The organism is [Mycobacterium] manitobense (assembly GCF_025821665.1).
In the GTDB taxonomy this organism is placed as follows: Bacteria; Actinomycetota; Actinomycetes; order Mycobacteriales; family Mycobacteriaceae; genus Mycobacterium; species Mycobacterium arseniciresistens.
In genome coordinates, this window is sequence record NZ_JACKSJ010000117.1 from 52701 (window position 1) to 67520 (window position 14820).

Genomic DNA, 14820 nt, shown 5'->3' on the forward strand with positions numbered 1-14820 from the left:
TCTCGCTCACAATCCCAGGATGCGTTGCGCGATGATGTTCTTCTGGATCTGCGACGTGCCGCCCATGACGCTCTGCGCGCGGCTGTACATGTAGGCGCCGAAGAGATCCTCGTCGCCGGTACCCACCGTCGCGAGCGCGGCATGCCCGACCGACTGCTCGACCCACGTCATGAGCAACTTGTCCAGCGACCCGTCCGGTCCGTGCTTGATCCCGTCGAGCTGTTCGGAAAGTCGCCTACGGACGTGCAGCCGCAGCATCTCGGTCTGCACCCATGCCCAGGACAGCTCGTCGGGCGCCGGCCCGTCGACCCGGGAGGCCAACTGGCGCACCGTCTTCCCGTATCGCGCCGAGAAGCCCAGCGTCGACGGTTCGCGCTCGTGGCTGACCACCGTCATCGCAAGCTTCCAGCCTTCGCCCGGTGCGCCCACCATGTTGTCGGCGGGCACCCGCGCCCCGTCGAATTCGACCTGGCCGAACTCCCTGGTGACGCCGCTGATCATCTTGAGCGGGCGCTGCTCGATACCGTCCTGGTGCATCGACACGATGAACGCCGAGATGCCCTTGTGCTTCGGAACATCCTTCTCTGTGCGCGCGAGCACCAGGCACCAGTCGGCGACGTCGGAGTAGCTCGTCCAGATCTTGTGGCCGTGGATGACGTACTCGTCACCGTCGCGGACCGCCGTCGTGGTCAACGATGCGAGGTCCGACCCGGCGCCGGGCTCCGAGAAGCCCTGGCACCACCGCTCCGTGCCATTGATCATGCCGGGCAGGAAACGTTGCCGCAGTTCCTCGCTGCCGTGGTGACTCAGGCCGACGACGAGGTAACCCAGACTCGGCCGTGCCGGCGCGCCGGCCTTCGCGATCTCCTCGTCGACGATGACGTCGTAGACCGGTGGCAGGTCCTGGCCGCCGTACGCCTTCGGCCACGACGTGCCGAAGAATCCGGCCTGGAAGAGCGCCTGATGCCATTCGCCGGCCTTGGCCCAGTACTCGTCGCCCGAGGTCGGGAATTTGCCCTTCTGCTCGGTCAGCCACCCGCGCAACCGATCCCGGAACGCGGCCTCGTCGGGTCCGTCACGAAAGTCCAATGGTCAGCTCCTCCAACTTGACGGGCCAGGCCTCCGTGGCGGCCAGCACGCGACGCAGGTAGACGTGGGCCAGGCACTCCCAGGTGTTGCCGATGCCGCCGTGCACCTGGATCGACGTCTCGCACACGGTCAGTGCCGAACGCGCACAGTAGATCTTCGCCACCCGGCCGGCCTCGACCGCCTCGGTGACCGGCAGTTCGTCGACGGCCCAGGCCGCGTGCCGCGACACGCTGATCGCCCCCTCGATCAGCGCCAGGCTCTCCGCCAGCAGGTGCGCGACCGCCTGATACGACCCGATCGTCGATCCGTACTGTTCGCGGACCTTGGCGTACTCGCATGCCAGCGAATGGGCGCCGCGGGCCGCGCCGACGATGTCCGCCGTGGTCGCCGCGAGCGCGAGCGCATACCAGCGCTCCCGGTCCTCGCCCGACAGCTCGGCCAGCTCGGTGGGTGACTCGTCAACGCCGGCAAGGCTTCCGGTGAGGTCGACCGACGCGGGCGCGGTGTCGGGCGACGCCAATTCCCTGCCGAGCCTGCGCTGCAGGTCGTCGGCGAGCACCGGACCGAGGAACGGAACGTCGACCAGGCCGCGGCCGAACTCCTCGGCGACGATCGCCACCTCCACCCCGGACGCCTCGTCCGAGCGCAGCGACCGCCACCCGGTCGACGCGACGGTCTTCTCCAGCCGGGCGGCGCGGCCGTCGTCGTCGAGGTCGGCCACCGACCCCGGACCGAGGTCGTCGGCGAGCTTGGCCGCAGCGTCCCGGAGCTGCTGTTGTTCACTGGTCAGTCGGACGTCCATGAGCCTCCTTGAGCACGCGGCGCAACACCTTTCCGGACGGTAGGCGGGGAATCTCGGGCACGAACACCACCCGGCGGGGCTGCTTGTAGCGAGCGAGCCGGTCGCCCACCAGTCCGACGAGTTCCTCGGACGACACCGGCACGCTGGTGGTCACGGCCGCGATGACGGCCTCGCCGTCGGCCGCGTCGGGCACCCCGAACACCGCGCAGTCCTCGACCGCCGGGTGGCCGTGCAGCACCGCCTCCACCTCGGCGGGCGCGACCTGGAAGCCGCGCACCTTGATCATCTCCTTGAGCCGGTCGGTGATCCGCAGCCAGCCGTCGGCGTCGAGCGCGCCGACATCGCCTGTGCGGTACCAGCCGTCGCTGAAGACTTCGGCCGTCGCCTCGGCGGGCAGGTAGCCGGCCATCACGGCATCGGACCTGACCTGGATCTCGCCGGTCTGCCCGGGCGGCAGCACCGCCGCCGTCTCGGGGTCGACGATGCGCACACTCACCCCGGGGACGGGCCGGCCGACGGTGTCCAGCCGTGCGCCGTCGACGGGGTTGGCCGCGATCACCGGGACCTCGCTCGTGCCGTAGGCGGCGACCCACCGCACGCCGACGCGCCGGGTGACGCTGTCGGCGACGCTCTGGGTGACCGGGGTGGCGCACCACATGATGTAGCGCAGCGAGGACAGGTCGTGGCTCTCGAGCTGCGGATGCCCGGCGATGGCCAGCGCGATCGGGGCCACCGACATCTCGATGGTGATCCGGTCGGCCGCGATGTGACGCAGCATCGCGTCGACGTCGAAGCGGCGATGCAGCCGGATCCACGCCCCGGTGTCCAGTGCCATCGCGATGTTGAGCAGGCCGAGGATGTGCGACGGGGGCGTCATGATCTGCATCCGGTCCGTCGCCGACAGTTCCAGCGCGTCGCGCCACTGCCGCACGGCGGCGGCGAACGCGCGGTGGGTGTGACGGACCGCCTTGGGCATGCCGGTGGTGCCCGAACTGAACACCAGTAGCGCGTCGGAACCGGGCGGCGGCGCGAGGAACGTCCGCATGCCGGGCGCGATCGGTTCGTCGAGATGCAGCATCGGCACGAGTTCGGCCAGCAGAGCCTGGTCGCCGACGGCGTGCGACGCTCCAGTCAGTGTGAGGGCGTTCTGCACCTCGAGGCGCTTCCATGCCGGGCTGATCAGGACGACGGCCGCGCCCAGCCGCCAGATCGCCCGCAGGGCGACGACGAACTCGGGGCGGTTGGACGACATCAGTGCAACCCGGTCACCGGCGCGCACACCGCGGTGCTCCAGGGTGGTGGCCATCCCGTTGGCCATCGCGTCGAGTTGTGCCAGGGTGAACTCGCGATCCTCGAAGGCGAGAGCGACCGGGTCAGTCACGTGTCGGCCTCCTCGCACACCGCCGCTTACGCCCTCCTCGTGCCGCACCGAGCCGGTGCCGAACTCGTCTTGAGAAGAGCCTATCATTAGAAGAGAATAGAGTTCTCTTATAACCAGAATGACGATGCCCAGAGGAGTCTGATGACGGCCGAACCGATGACCGACGCTTCCGCCGGACCGGGTGAGATCACTTTCATCTTCGATCGCGCGAAAGTGTCGGTGGTCGGCCGCCCCGGCGAGACGCTGCTGGAGAGCGCCCGCCGCGGCGGGATGACGCCACCGTTCTCCTGCGAGGCGGGCAACTGCGGCACCTGCATGGCCAAGCTGACCGAGGGCACCGCCACCATGCGGGTCAACGACGCCCTCGACGACGACGAGGTCGAGGACGGCTACGTGCTCACCTGCCAGGCGGTGCCGGACACCGCGGTCGTCATAGTCGACTACGACGACGTCTGAGCCTGCACCGGCAGGGGCGGCGGCGGCCGGTACTCGGGGCTGAACCCCGACACCCGCACCGGACTGCCGACGAGCCGGTACGGCCCCGCGTCCACCAGCGCCTCCGGCGTCGCGTCGAGCGCCTGCGGCAGGCTGCGCACCGCCGCGGCGGGGATGCCCAGCGGGCGCAACCGCGCCTCCCACCCGGCCGCGGTGTCGGTGCGCAGCGCCGCCGTGACGACCGCCAGCACCTCCTCGCGGCGGGCCGCACGCTCGGCCATCATCGGGAAGCCGTCGATGCCGGCCTCCGTGGCGAACAGCCGCCAGAACCCGTCATGGGTGATGAACAGCGCAAGATACCCCGCCGCGGTGGGAAACAGCTGCGCGGGAACGTAATACGAGTGCGCGCCGTTCGGGAAGCGGCGTGGCTCGACACCGTCGTTGAGGTAGGCCGCCGCGCGGTAGTTGAGCTGGGAGAGCATCACGTCGCGCAGCGAGACGTCCACCTGACCACCGCGACCAGACACGATCATCGCGAGCAGGCCAAGAGCAGCGGTCAGGCCGGTCGAGTTGTCCGCCGAGGAATACCCGGGCAGCGTCGGCGGTCCGTCCGGATCGCCGGTCATCGCCGCGACCCCGGTGGCGGCCTGGATCACGTAGTCGAACGCCGGGTCGTCGCCGCCGTCGAGGCCGAAACCCGTCATCGCGACGCACACGATCTTCTCGTTGTAGCGGCGCAGATCCTCATAGGTCAGGCCGAGCTTGCGGATCACCGAGGGCTTCATGTTGACCAGCAGCGCATGGGATTCCGCGACCAGCTCGCCCAGCCGGCGCTGCCCGTCGGGCGACTGCAAATCCAGGCAGATGTTCGACTTGTTGCGGTTCAGGCTGGCGAAGTAGCTGTCGCTGACCTGCCTGGAGATCTCACCGCCGGGCGGCTCGATCTTGATGACCTCGGCGCCCAGGTCGGCCAGCATCATCGTGGCGTAGGGGCCGGCCAGCATGACGCCGACCTCCAGGACGCGGATGCCTGCGAGCGGTCCCGGACCGCTCATCGCACCGCCTTGGCGAGCTCGGCGATCACCTCACGCGTGCGGTGCTTCGAGGCGATCAGCTCGTCGCGGTTGTCGCCGATCGGCAGCAGCCGCACCGACAGGTCGGTGACCCCGGCGTCGGCGAACATTTGGAATCGACGCTGAATCTGTTCCATATCACCCGCCGCGCAGAGATCGCCGACGTTGCGGGCGTCGCCGCGGTCGAGCAGCTTCTGGTAGTTCGGCGACGTCTCTGCCTCGGAGAGAATGCGATTCGCCCGCTCCTTGGCGGCGTCGATCTCGGAGTTCGCGCACAGGCACACCGGGATGCCCGCGACGATGCGCGGCGCCGGCTTGCCCGCATCCGCGGCAGCCTTGGTGATCTTCGGCGCGATGTGGTCGCCGATGGCCTTCTCGTCGGCCATCCACAACACGGTGCCGTCGGCGTGCTCACCCGCGAGCTGCAGCATCACCGGCCCGAGCGCGGCGACGAGCACCGGCAGCGGTGTCTCCGCGCCCAGCGCCGTCGGGTTGTGCACGGTGAAGTTGCCGTTCTCCACGTCCACCGGACCGGGACCGGACACCGCGGCGCTCAGCACCTCCAGGTAGTCGCGGGTGTAGCCGGCCGGCTTCTCGTAAGGCAGCCCCAGCATGTCGCGGATGATCCAGTGATGCGACGGGCCGACGCCCAGCGCCAGCCGTCCCCCGGCCATGGCGTGCACCGAAAGCGCCTGACGTGCAAGGGCGATGGGGTGCTGCGCCTGCAGCGGCACCACCGCGGTGCCCAGTTCGATACGCGAGGTGTGCGCGGCCATCAGCGCGACCATCGCCAGGCAGTCGAAGTCGTCGGGGACCTGCGGCATCCACGCGGTGTCCAGGCCCGCGGACTCCGCCCACTCGATGTCGGACACCAGCTTCTTGACCTTGCGGGCCATGTCGCCGCGCTCGGCCCCGATCATCACACCGAGTCTCATGTCACCGCACTTCCTTCGCCGAGTGTGAATCCTCGGCGGGATTCAGGGCCGAAAACCGCCGACGTTTCACATTCGTCACTGGGTCGCCTTGTCGGTCAGCGCACGCACGTCACGCACCAGGTCCTCCAGCGAGGTGCCGGTCGGGAAGACCGCGGCCGCACCCGCTTCCAGCAGCTTTGGCACGTCGCTCTGCGGGATCGTGCCGCCGACCACGACGGCGATGTCCCCCGCGTCGGCGGCCCGCAGCGCATCGACGGTGCGCGCGGTGAGCGCCACGTGCGCCCCGGACAGGATCGACAGGCCGACCAGCGAGACGTCCTCCTGCAGCGCGATCGACACGATGTCCTCGATGCGCTGGCGGATGCCGGTGTAGATGACCTCGAACCCGGCGTCGCGCAGGGTGCGCGCGACGATCTTGGCGCCACGGTCGTGTCCGTCGAGGCCCGGTTTGGCGACGAGCACGCGCGCGGGAGCTGACGCGGTCATCTAGAACACCACCGGCTGCTGGAACTCGCCCCACACCGACTTCAGCGTGGACACCATCTCGCCGACCGTGCAGTACGCGTTCGCGCAGTCGACCAGCTTGTGCATCAGGTTGTCGTCTCCCTCGGCCGACCGCGCGAGGGCGGCAAGTGCTTCCTTCACCGCGACGTTGTCCCGCTCGGCCTTGACCTTCGCCAGCCGCTTGAGCTGAAGGTCGCGCCCTTGCGCGTCGAGTTCGTAGGTGTCGATGTCCGGCGGCGGTTCGGCGGTGACGAACTTGTTGACGCCCACCACCGGCCGCTCCCCCGACTCGACCTCTTTGTGGATCTTGTAGGCCTCGTCGGCGATCAGGCCCTGGAGGTAGCCGTCCTCGATGCAGCGCACCATCCCGCCGTGCGCCTCGAGGTCGTGCATGATCTCGACGATCTTCTCCTCGGTGGCGTCGGTGAGCGCCTCGACGAAGTAGGACCCGCCCAGCGGGTCGGCCACCCGGGTCACCCCGGTCTCGTAGGCCAGAATCTGCTGGGTGCGCAGCGCGAGCGTCGCCGACTCCTCGCTGGGCAGCGCGAACGGCTCGTCCCATGCGGCGGTGAACATCGACTGCACGCCGCCGAGCACCGACGCCATCGCCTCGTAGGCGATGCGCACCACGTTGTTCTGCGCCTGCGGTGCGTACAGCGACGCGCCGCCGGACACGCAGCCGAAGCGGAACATCGACGCCTTGTCACTGGTCGAGCCGTACCGCTCGCGCACGATCGTCGCCCAGCGCCGCCGGCCCGCGCGGTACTTGGCGATCTCCTCGAAGAAGTCGCCGTGGGTGTAGAAGAAGAACGAGATCTGCGGCGCGAACTTGTCGATGCTCATCCGGCCGCGTTCGACGACGGTGTCGCAGTAGGTCACGCCGTCGGCCAGGGTGAACGCCATCTCCTGCACGGCGTTGGCGCCGGCGTCGCGGAAGTGCGCACCGGCCACCGAGATCGCGTTGAACCGCGGCACCTCGGCGGCGCAGAACTCGATGGTGTCGGCGATCAGCCGCAGTGACGGCTCGGGCGGCCAGATCCAGGTCCCGCGCGACGCGTATTCCTTGAGGATGTCGTTCTGGATCGTGCCGGTGAGCTTCTCGCGGGGCACCCCGGCCTTCTCCGCCGCCGCGACGTAGAAGGCGAGCAGGATCGCCGCTGTGCCGTTGATGGTGAAGCTGGTGCTGATCTTGTCCAGCGGGATCGAGTCGAACAGGATCTCCGCGTCGGCGAGCGTGTCGACCGCGACGCCGACGCGGCCCACCTCCTCGCCGTACTCGGGATCGTCGGAGTCGTAGCCGCACTGGGTGGGCAGGTCCAGCGCGACGGACAGCCCGGTGCCGCCCTGGTCGAGCAGGTACCGGTAGCGGCGGTTCGACTCCTCGGCGGTGCCGAATCCGGAATACTGCCGGAACGTCCACAGCTTCCCGCGGTACCCGGACGCGAAGTTGCCGCGGGTGAACGGATAGCCGCCAGGGGGCGGCGGGTCGGCTTCCCGGTCGGCGGGCCCGTAGACGGGCTCGAGCGGGATGCCCGAGGAGGTCTGCACGGAGTCGGTCATCGATGGATAACGTACTTGCAAAAAATGAGAATGCCAATACCACTTGCGGGAAATGAGCGCCCACGTCCGCGCCTCACCTGCGCCTGATGACCCCCTGCCCGCACCGGACACCCCCGCGCCGACCTCGGCGGCTCGTGAGAGACAATCGATGATTACGGCACTTGCGTCAAAAGAGAATGCCAATACCATCGAGGGCAAGTCCGAGGAGGCCCATGTCCAGCGAGCAAGCGTTCACCGACCGCACCATGGTGGTCTCCGGCGGCAGCCGGGGCATCGGCCTGGCGATCGCGATCGGCGCCGCCCGGCACGGGGCCAACGTCGTGCTGCTGGCCAAGACCGCCGAACCACATCCCAAGCTGCCCGGCACCGTGCACACCGCGGTCGCCGACATCGAGGCCGCGGGCGGCAAGGCCGTGCCCGTCGTGGGCGACGTGCGCAAGGAAGAGGACGTCGCGCGCGCAATCGAGGCCGCCGTCGAGCACTTCGGCGGGATCGACATCGTGGTGAACAACGCCAGCGCGATCGCCACCGAGCCGACCGAGGCGCTGGCCGCCAAGAAGTTCGACCTGATGATGGACATCAACCTGCGCGGCACGTTCCTGCTGACCAAGGCCGCGCTGCCGCACCTGCGCAACTCGGCCAACGCCCACGTCCTCACGCTCGCGCCGCCGCTGAATCTCAGTCCGCACTGGCTGGGCGCCCACCCGTCCTACACGCTGTCGAAGTACGGGATGACCCTGCTGTCGCAGGGCTGGGCCGCCGAGTACGCGGAAGCCGGCATCGCGTTCAACTGCCTGTGGCCGCAGACCTACATCGCCACCGCCGCGGTCGCGCACATCGGCGAGAAGGCGCTCGAATCGGCCCGCAGCCCGGAGATCATGGCCGACGCCGCCGTCGAGGTGCTGTCCCGGCCTGCGCGTGAGGCCACCGGCAACTGCTACATCGACTCCGAGGTGCTGGCTTCGGCGGGAATCACCGACCTGACCCGCTACGGTGGCGGAGACAACCCCACCCTGGACATCTTCGTCGACGAGGCGGACCGGCCATGAGCATCTCCCTGCTGCTGGAGATGGCCTCGTCCAGCGATCCCGGCCGCACCGCCGTGGTCTCCAACGACCTGCGGCTGAGCGCGGGCGAGCTCAGCGCCCTCGCCGACGGCGGAGCGGGCGTGATCACCGCATCCGGCGCCGCGCACGTCGCCTATGTGGGCACCGGCGGGGCGATGTTGCCGCTGCTGCTGTTCGCCTCCGCGCGCGCCGCCGTGCCGTTCACCCCGCTGAACTACCGGCTCAGCCGCGACGGGCTGCGCGAACTGATCGAGCGGCTCCCCGACGCGCTGGTGATCGCCGACGCCGACTACCGCGACGTCGTCGGCGAGGCCGGACGCCAGACGATGACCTCCGACGACTTCCTCGCGGCCGCCCGCACGGCCGAACCGGTCGCCGAGTTCGCCGACCCCGATGCCGTCGCGGTGGTGCTCTTCACCTCGGGCACCACGTCGCGACCGAAGGCGGTCGAGCTCACCCACAACAACCTGACGAGTTACGTCACCGGCACCGTCGAGTTCGGCTCCGCCGCAGAAGAAGACGCCTCGCTGATCTGCGTGCCGCCCTACCACATCGCCGGGGTCGGCGCGGCGATGTCCAACCTCTACGCCGGCCGGAAGATGGTGTATCTGCCCATCTTCGACGCCCGCGAATGGATCCGGCTGATCCGCGACGAGCACGTCACGACGGCGACCGTGGTGCCCACGATGCTCGATCGCATCGTGACGGCGCTGCAGAGCGAACCGGTCGAGTTGCCGACGCTGCGCAACCTCGCCTACGGCGGATCCAAGGTGGCGCTGCCGCTGGTGCGCACCGCGCTCGAGCTCCTGCCCGACGTCGGCTTCGTCAACGCCTACGGCCTCACCGAGACCAGCTCGACGATCGCCGTGCTCGGACCCGACGACCACCGTGCGGCGTTCGGCGCCGACGATCCGGTCGCGGCGCGCCGTCTCGGCTCGGTCGGCCAGGTGGTGCCCGGCATCGAGGTGCAGATCCGCGCCGACGACGGCACCGTGCTCGGGCCCGGTGAGACCGGTGAGCTCTATGTGCGCGGCGATCAGGTGTCCGGTCGCTACGCCGAGATCGGTTCGGTGCTCGACGCCGAGGGCTGGTTCCCCACGAGGGACGTCGCGCTGCTCGACGAGCAGGGCTACCTGTTCATCGGCGGCCGGTCCGACGACACCATCATCCGCGGCGGCGAGAACATCGCGCCCGCCGAGATCGAGGACGTACTCGTCGAACACCCCGACGTCCACGACGTCGCGGTGATCGGGCCCGAGGACCCGCAGTGGGGCCAGATCATCGTCGCCGTCGTCGTCCCCGCCGCCGGAGCCGACCCCGACCCGGACCTGCTGCGCGAGCACGTCCGCAGCCACCTGCGCGGCTCGCGCACCCCCGACCGCGTGGTGTTCCGCGACGAACTGCCCACCAACGCCACCGGCAAGGTCCTGCGCCGCGAGCTGATCCACGAATTCCAGACGGCCACGAAGGAGCCAGCATGATCAAGAACGGCACCCGCCTGCAGAGCCAGGTCTGCGACACCCAGGTGATCGTGGTGCGCAGCGCCGAGAGCCTCGACGACCTGCGGGCCGGCGGCGCACCGATGGTGCCGCTGGACGGGGAGAAAGCGGCCGACGCGACCCTCGACCCGGCGCTGTCCGACGGGAACGTGATGGGCAAGCGCTACGTCGACGACAACGGCGCCGAAGTGTTGGTGACCAAGGCCGGAAAGGGCACGCTGGCCGTCGGGGACACCCCACTCAGCCTCAAGGAGGCCAAGCCGCTGCCCGCCAGCGACTGACGAGGTATCGGGGCGAGGGGTCGTGGCGCCGCCCGGCCGACTGCGCGCCAGATATGGCGCCGGACTCGCGCTTGCCTACCTACTGACCGCCGCCGAGGTGGTCGCGATCGCCGTCTCACTGAGCGCGCAGAGCGTCACCGACGCCCAGGCCCTGCTCAGCAGACAGAATCTGATCGCCACCGTCGTGCTGGTCGCCGTCGGCACCGCAGCCGTCTCGGTCGGCGGCGTCCTGCTGATCGAGCCGGCCCTCCGCCTGCTGAAGGGCGGCGATCGGGATCTGGGCAACCTTCGGACGGTCCGCAACCTGACCCACTGGCAGTCGGCGATCCTGTTGACGCCGTGGGCCGTTGCCGCCGCGGTGATGCTCTCCCTCAACGCTGATGAGGGCGGCGGCGTCATGGCGGTGATCGCCTTCGCGGTGCTGTTCGGGACGACCGCGACGGTGGCCACCGGCTTCCTGTTCACCCAGAGCACGCTGCGGCCGGTGATGACCGTGACCGCCGGGGACCTCGCGCACGCCGAGGCCGTCCCGGGTGTCCGCGCGCGGCTGATCCTGATGTGGACGGTGTGCACCGCGCTGCCCGGCGCCGGCATCGTCGCCCTGACCATGTTGCGCCGCAACGGCTGGCTGATCTCCCGGGACGCGTCGGTGGAGGTCCCGGTGCTGGTGCTCGCCATCGTCGCGGTCATGCTCGGCCTGCGGGCGATGATCGTCGTCTCGCGGTCGATCTCCGATCCGGTGCGCGACGTGGTGGCGGCGATGGCCGAGGTCGAGCGCGGCGACATCGGCCGCCTCGTCGACGTCTACGAACGGTCCGAGATCGGGCGTCTGCAGAGTGGCTTCAACCGGATGGTGATCGGGCTGCGCGAACGGGACCGGTTGCGCGACCTGTTCGGCCGCCACGTCGGTCCCGAGGTGGTCCGCCGCGCGATCGAGGGCACCGAAGCCGTCGCCGGTGACGTGCGCGAGGCCGCGGTGCTGTTCATCGACCTCGTCGGGTCCACCGAACTGGCCACCCACCGGGACCCCCAGCAGGTGGCCGACATCCTCAACGATTTCTTCCGCATCGTGGTCGCCGCCGTCGACGACAACCATGGCCTGGTCAACAAGTTCCAGGGCGACGCCGCGCTCGCGGTGTTCGGCGCACCGCTGCCCATCGATCGGCCGGCCACCGCGGCGCTGACCACCGCAAGAACCCTGAGCATCGAATTGGGATGCCTGTCAGTCGACTTCGGCATCGGGGTGTCGGCCGGTCCGGTGTTCGCCGGCAACATCGGCGCGGAGAACCGCTACGAGTACACCGTCGTCGGCGACGCAGTCAACGAGGCCGCGCGGCTCGCCGACCGCGCCAAGGGCGTCGATGCCCGGGTGCTGTGCTCAGGCGTCGCGCTGCGCGCAGCCGACGACACCGAACGGCGACGGTGGGCCGAGCACAGCCGGGAGGTGCTGCGCGGCCGGGCCGAACCCACCGACATGTGGGCGCCGACCGCCGCCCGCTGATCCGGTCGCGATCGGCAGGTTACATCCCGAACGCCACCGGGAACCCCCGGACATGACCTCCGATGTCAGGGCCGCCGAACCGGCGGCGGTACGCCAGGCCGTGCGCGGTGCGGCGATCGGCAACACCGTCGAATGGTTCGACTTCGCCGTCTACGGGTTCCTCGCCACCTACATCGCCGCGAAGTTCTTCCCGTCCGGCGACGAGACCGCCGCACTGCTGAGCACCTTCGCCATCTTCGCCGCCGCGTTCTTCATGCGGCCGCTGGGCGGACTGTTCTTCGGGCCGCTCGCCGACCGGATCGGGCGCCAGCGGGTGCTCGCGCTCGTCATCCTGCTGATGTCGGCGTCGACCTTCGCCATCGGCCTGGTGCCCAGCTACGACTCGATCGGCGTGTTCGCCCCGGCGCTGCTTCTGGTGCTGCGGTGCCTGCAGGGCTTCTCCGCCGGCGGCGAGTACGGCAGCGGAGCATGCTTTCTCGCGGAGTACGCGCCAAACCGCCACCGCGGCTTCGTGGTGGCGTTCCTGGTCTGGTCGGTGGTGATCGGCTTCCTGCTCGGGTCCATCACCGTCACCCTGCTCGAGGCCGCGCTGAGCGAGCAGGCGATGGAGAGCTACGGGTGGCGCATCCCGTTCCTGATCGCCGGAGTGCTCGGCGGCGTCGGCCTCTACATCCGTCTCCGCCTCGGCGACACACCGGAGTTCGAGCGGCTCAAGGAGTCCGGCGAGGTCTCCGAGTCACCGCTGCGCGAGGCGGTCACCACCTCGTGGCGCCCCATCCTGCAGATCATCGGCCTGGTGATCATCCACAACGTGGGTTTCTACGTGGTCTTCACCTTCCTGCCGAGCTACTTCACCGAGACACTTGGCTTCACCAAGACCGACGCGTTCGTCTCCATCACGGTGGCCAGCGTCGTGGCGCTCGTGCTGATCCTCCCGTTGGGTGCGCTGTCGGACCGGGTGGGCCGCAAACCACTGCTGATCGCGGGCGCAGTCGGGTTCGCGGTGTTCAGCTATCCGCTGTTCTGGCTGCTGAACTCGGGATCGCTGGCGGCGGCCGTCGCCGCCCATGCCGGCCTGTCCGCGCTGGAGGCGGTGTTCGTCTCGGCCTCGCTTGCCGCGGGCGCGGAACTATTCGCCACCAAGGTGCGCTCCAGTGGCTACTCGATCGGCTACAACACGTCGGTCGCCCTGTTCGGCGGCACCACGCCCTACATCGCCACCTGGCTGACCGACCGCACCGGCAACGAACTCGCCCCTGCGATCTATCTCGTCGTCGCCGCCGTCATCACCCTCGCCACCATCATGACGATGCGGGAGACCGCGGGCCGACCGCTGCGCGACATCGTCGAATAAGCCTGCCGGGCGGGCGATCACGCGATACCGTGACCCATGACCACCCCCGCGGGCTTGCCGCCGCGCACCTCGGGTCTGCGGGTCGCGCTGGCCAGCTTCATCGGCACCACCGTCGAGTACTACGACTTCCTGATCTACGGCACCGCGGCCGCCCTGGTCTTCCCGAGACTCTTCTTCCCCGACGTCTCGCCCGCGATGGGACTGCTGCTGTCGTTCGCCACCTTCGGGGTCGGGTTCTTCGCCCGGCCGCTGGGCGGAATGGTGTTCGGGCACTTCGGTGATCGCATCGGCCGCAAACGGATGCTGGTGTACTCGCTGCTGCTGATGGGCCTGTCGACGGTGCTGATGGGGCTGTTGCCGACCTACGCACAGATCGGGTGGGCCGCGCCGGTCCTGTTGACCCTGCTGCGATTGGTGCAGGGGTTCGCGGTCGGCGGCGAGTGGGGCGGCGCCACACTGATGGCCGTCGAGCACGCGCCGGCGGCCAGAAAGGGCCTCTACGGCGCCTTTCCGCAGATGGGTGCGCCCGCGGGCACCGCGACGGCCACACTCGCCTTCTACGCGGTGTCGCTGCTGCCCGACGACCGGTTCCTGTCCTGGGGCTGGCGAATCCCCTTCCTGGCCAGCGCACTTCTCATCGTCATCGGACTGGTGATCCGGCTGTCCATCGCGGAGAGCCCGGATTTCACCGCGGTGCGTGAGCGCGCCGCCGTGGTGCGTATGCCGATCGTGGCGGCGTTCCGCAGGCACTGGCGTGAGATCCTGCTGGTGGCCGGCGCCTACCTGTCCCAGGGTGTGTTCGCCTACATCTGCGTGGCGTACCTGGTGTCCTACGCCACCACGGTCGCCGGGATCAGCCGGGCGCAGGCGCTTTTCGGCGTGTTCGTCGCCGCACTGGTGGCGGTGGTGCTCTACCCGCTGTTCGGCGCGCTGTCGGACCGGGTGGGGCGCAAGCCGGTGTTCCTGACCGGCGTGGTCGCGATGGGTGTGTCCGTGGTGCCCGTTTTCGCGCTCATCGACACCGGTGACCCCGGGTTGTTCCTGCTCGCGCTCGTCCTGGTGTTCGGCATCGCGATGGCGCCCGCGGCAGGCGTGACGGGGTCGTTGTTCAGCCTGGTGTTCGACCCCGACGTGCGCTACAGCGGGGTGTCGGTGGGCTACACCCTGTCGCAGGTGGTCGGTTCGGCGTTCGCACCGACCATCGCCACCGCCCTCTACGCCGCCACCGGGACCAGCGACTCGATCGCGGCGTACCTGATCGGGGTTTCGGTGATCTCGGCGATCGCGGTGAGTCTGATGCCCGGCCCATGGCGGGGCAACCCGGCCGCGTGACCGCGTG

Annotated in this window: 14 protein-coding genes; 7 read left to right on the forward strand and 7 right to left on the reverse strand. The window is 69.5% G+C overall.

Annotated elements, in window-relative coordinates:
• Nucleotides 1-6: 6 nt before the first annotated feature.
• From H7I41_RS14575 to H7I41_RS14585, 3 genes are read right to left on the reverse strand one after another with little or no spacing between them, the layout of a single operon-like run.
• A complete protein-coding gene (locus H7I41_RS14575; protein ID WP_264013307.1) occupies nucleotides 7-1089 on the reverse strand; it encodes an acyl-CoA dehydrogenase family protein in 1083 nt (360 codons plus the stop codon).
• Nucleotides 1076-1891 carry an acyl-CoA dehydrogenase family protein gene (locus tag H7I41_RS14580; RefSeq protein ID WP_264013308.1) on the reverse strand — a complete coding sequence of 272 codons (816 nt, stop codon included), beginning with the start codon at nucleotides 1889-1891 and terminating at the stop codon, nucleotides 1076-1078. The genes H7I41_RS14575 and H7I41_RS14580 overlap by 14 nt, the downstream gene beginning before the upstream one ends.
• Nucleotides 1869-3272 (reverse strand): class I adenylate-forming enzyme family protein, encoded by a 1404-nt coding sequence (locus H7I41_RS14585; protein WP_264013309.1) that lies wholly within the window; start codon nucleotides 3270-3272, stop codon nucleotides 1869-1871. The genes H7I41_RS14580 and H7I41_RS14585 overlap by 23 nt, the downstream gene beginning before the upstream one ends.
• Before the next feature lie 141 nt (nucleotides 3273-3413).
• On the opposite strand from H7I41_RS14585, the gene H7I41_RS14590 reads away from it, so the two are divergent.
• Nucleotides 3414-3728, forward strand: a complete 315-nt coding sequence (locus tag H7I41_RS14590; RefSeq protein ID WP_264013310.1) for a 2Fe-2S iron-sulfur cluster-binding protein — start codon at nucleotides 3414-3416, stop codon at nucleotides 3726-3728.
• Here the strand turns inward: H7I41_RS14590 and H7I41_RS14595 are convergent.
• The 4 genes from H7I41_RS14595 to H7I41_RS14610 all read right to left on the reverse strand — a co-directional run bounded on the left by H7I41_RS14595 (nucleotide 3713) and on the right by H7I41_RS14610 (nucleotide 7779).
• On the reverse strand, nucleotides 3713-4762 hold the full coding sequence (locus tag H7I41_RS14595; protein ID WP_264013311.1) for a CaiB/BaiF CoA transferase family protein: 1050 nt from the start codon (nucleotides 4760-4762) through the stop codon (nucleotides 3713-3715). The genes H7I41_RS14590 and H7I41_RS14595 overlap by 16 nt on opposite strands.
• Nucleotides 4759-5715, reverse strand: a complete 957-nt coding sequence (locus tag H7I41_RS14600) for an LLM class F420-dependent oxidoreductase (protein ID WP_264013312.1) — start codon at nucleotides 5713-5715, stop codon at nucleotides 4759-4761. Before H7I41_RS14600 ends, H7I41_RS14595 begins: the two co-directional genes overlap by 4 nt.
• A 75-nt stretch (nucleotides 5716-5790) precedes the next feature.
• On the reverse strand, nucleotides 5791-6201 hold the full coding sequence (locus H7I41_RS14605; protein WP_264013313.1) for a cobalamin B12-binding domain-containing protein: 411 nt from the start codon (nucleotides 6199-6201) through the stop codon (nucleotides 5791-5793).
• The gene (locus H7I41_RS14610) at nucleotides 6202-7779 is read right to left on the reverse strand and encodes a methylmalonyl-CoA mutase family protein (protein ID WP_264013314.1); all 1578 of its coding nucleotides are present in this window, start codon (nucleotides 7777-7779) and stop codon (nucleotides 6202-6204) included. It abuts the gene before it with no gap.
• A gap of 212 nt (nucleotides 7780-7991) precedes the next feature.
• Here H7I41_RS14610 and H7I41_RS14615 point away from each other — a divergent pair, with 212 nt between their 5' ends.
• Genes H7I41_RS14615 through H7I41_RS14640 form a run of 6 tightly spaced genes read left to right on the forward strand, consistent with a single transcriptional unit; the run spans nucleotide 7992 to nucleotide 14813 of the window.
• A complete protein-coding gene (locus H7I41_RS14615) occupies nucleotides 7992-8828 on the forward strand; it encodes an SDR family oxidoreductase (RefSeq protein ID WP_264013315.1) in 837 nt (278 codons plus the stop codon).
• On the forward strand, nucleotides 8825-10327 hold the full coding sequence (locus H7I41_RS14620; RefSeq protein ID WP_264013316.1) for a class I adenylate-forming enzyme family protein: 1503 nt from the start codon (nucleotides 8825-8827) through the stop codon (nucleotides 10325-10327). The genes H7I41_RS14615 and H7I41_RS14620 overlap by 4 nt, the downstream gene beginning before the upstream one ends.
• Entirely contained in the window at nucleotides 10324-10626 is a 303-nt protein-coding gene (locus H7I41_RS14625) for a hypothetical protein (protein ID WP_264013317.1), read from the forward strand. The genes H7I41_RS14620 and H7I41_RS14625 overlap by 4 nt, the downstream gene beginning before the upstream one ends.
• Before the next feature lie 22 nt (nucleotides 10627-10648).
• A complete protein-coding gene (locus tag H7I41_RS14630; RefSeq protein ID WP_264013318.1) occupies nucleotides 10649-12127 on the forward strand; it encodes an adenylate/guanylate cyclase domain-containing protein in 1479 nt (492 codons plus the stop codon).
• Between the two features lie 52 nt (nucleotides 12128-12179).
• A complete protein-coding gene (locus tag H7I41_RS14635) occupies nucleotides 12180-13481 on the forward strand; it encodes an MFS transporter (RefSeq protein ID WP_264013319.1) in 1302 nt (433 codons plus the stop codon).
• Between the two features lie 36 nt (nucleotides 13482-13517).
• A complete protein-coding gene (locus H7I41_RS14640; protein WP_264013320.1) occupies nucleotides 13518-14813 on the forward strand; it encodes an MFS transporter in 1296 nt (431 codons plus the stop codon).
• Nucleotides 14814-14820 lie beyond the last annotated feature (7 nt).

What these genes read in the sequence shown, in the direction of transcription:
- H7I41_RS14580 (WP_264013308.1), bottom strand. Translation starts at nt 1,891, where the DNA reads ATGGACGTCCGACTGACCAGTGAACAACAGCAGCTCCGGGACGCTGCG.
- H7I41_RS14590 (WP_264013310.1), top strand. Translation starts at nt 3,414, where the DNA reads ATGACGGCCGAACCGATGACCGACGCTTCCGCCGGACCGGGTGAGATC.
- H7I41_RS14595 (WP_264013311.1), bottom strand. Translation starts at nt 4,762, where the DNA reads ATGAGCGGTCCGGGACCGCTCGCAGGCATCCGCGTCCTGGAGGTCGGC.
- H7I41_RS14600 (WP_264013312.1), bottom strand. Translation starts at nt 5,715, where the DNA reads ATGAGACTCGGTGTGATGATCGGGGCCGAGCGCGGCGACATGGCCCGC.
- H7I41_RS14605 (WP_264013313.1), bottom strand. Translation starts at nt 6,201, where the DNA reads ATGACCGCGTCAGCTCCCGCGCGCGTGCTCGTCGCCAAACCGGGCCTC.
- H7I41_RS14610 (WP_264013314.1), bottom strand. Translation starts at nt 7,779, where the DNA reads ATGACCGACTCCGTGCAGACCTCCTCGGGCATCCCGCTCGAGCCCGTC.
- H7I41_RS14615 (WP_264013315.1), top strand. Translation starts at nt 7,992, where the DNA reads ATGTCCAGCGAGCAAGCGTTCACCGACCGCACCATGGTGGTCTCCGGC.
- H7I41_RS14620 (WP_264013316.1), top strand. Translation starts at nt 8,825, where the DNA reads ATGAGCATCTCCCTGCTGCTGGAGATGGCCTCGTCCAGCGATCCCGGC.
- H7I41_RS14625 (WP_264013317.1), top strand. Translation starts at nt 10,324, where the DNA reads ATGATCAAGAACGGCACCCGCCTGCAGAGCCAGGTCTGCGACACCCAG.
- H7I41_RS14635 (WP_264013319.1), top strand. Translation starts at nt 12,180, where the DNA reads ATGACCTCCGATGTCAGGGCCGCCGAACCGGCGGCGGTACGCCAGGCC.
- H7I41_RS14640 (WP_264013320.1), top strand. Translation starts at nt 13,518, where the DNA reads ATGACCACCCCCGCGGGCTTGCCGCCGCGCACCTCGGGTCTGCGGGTC.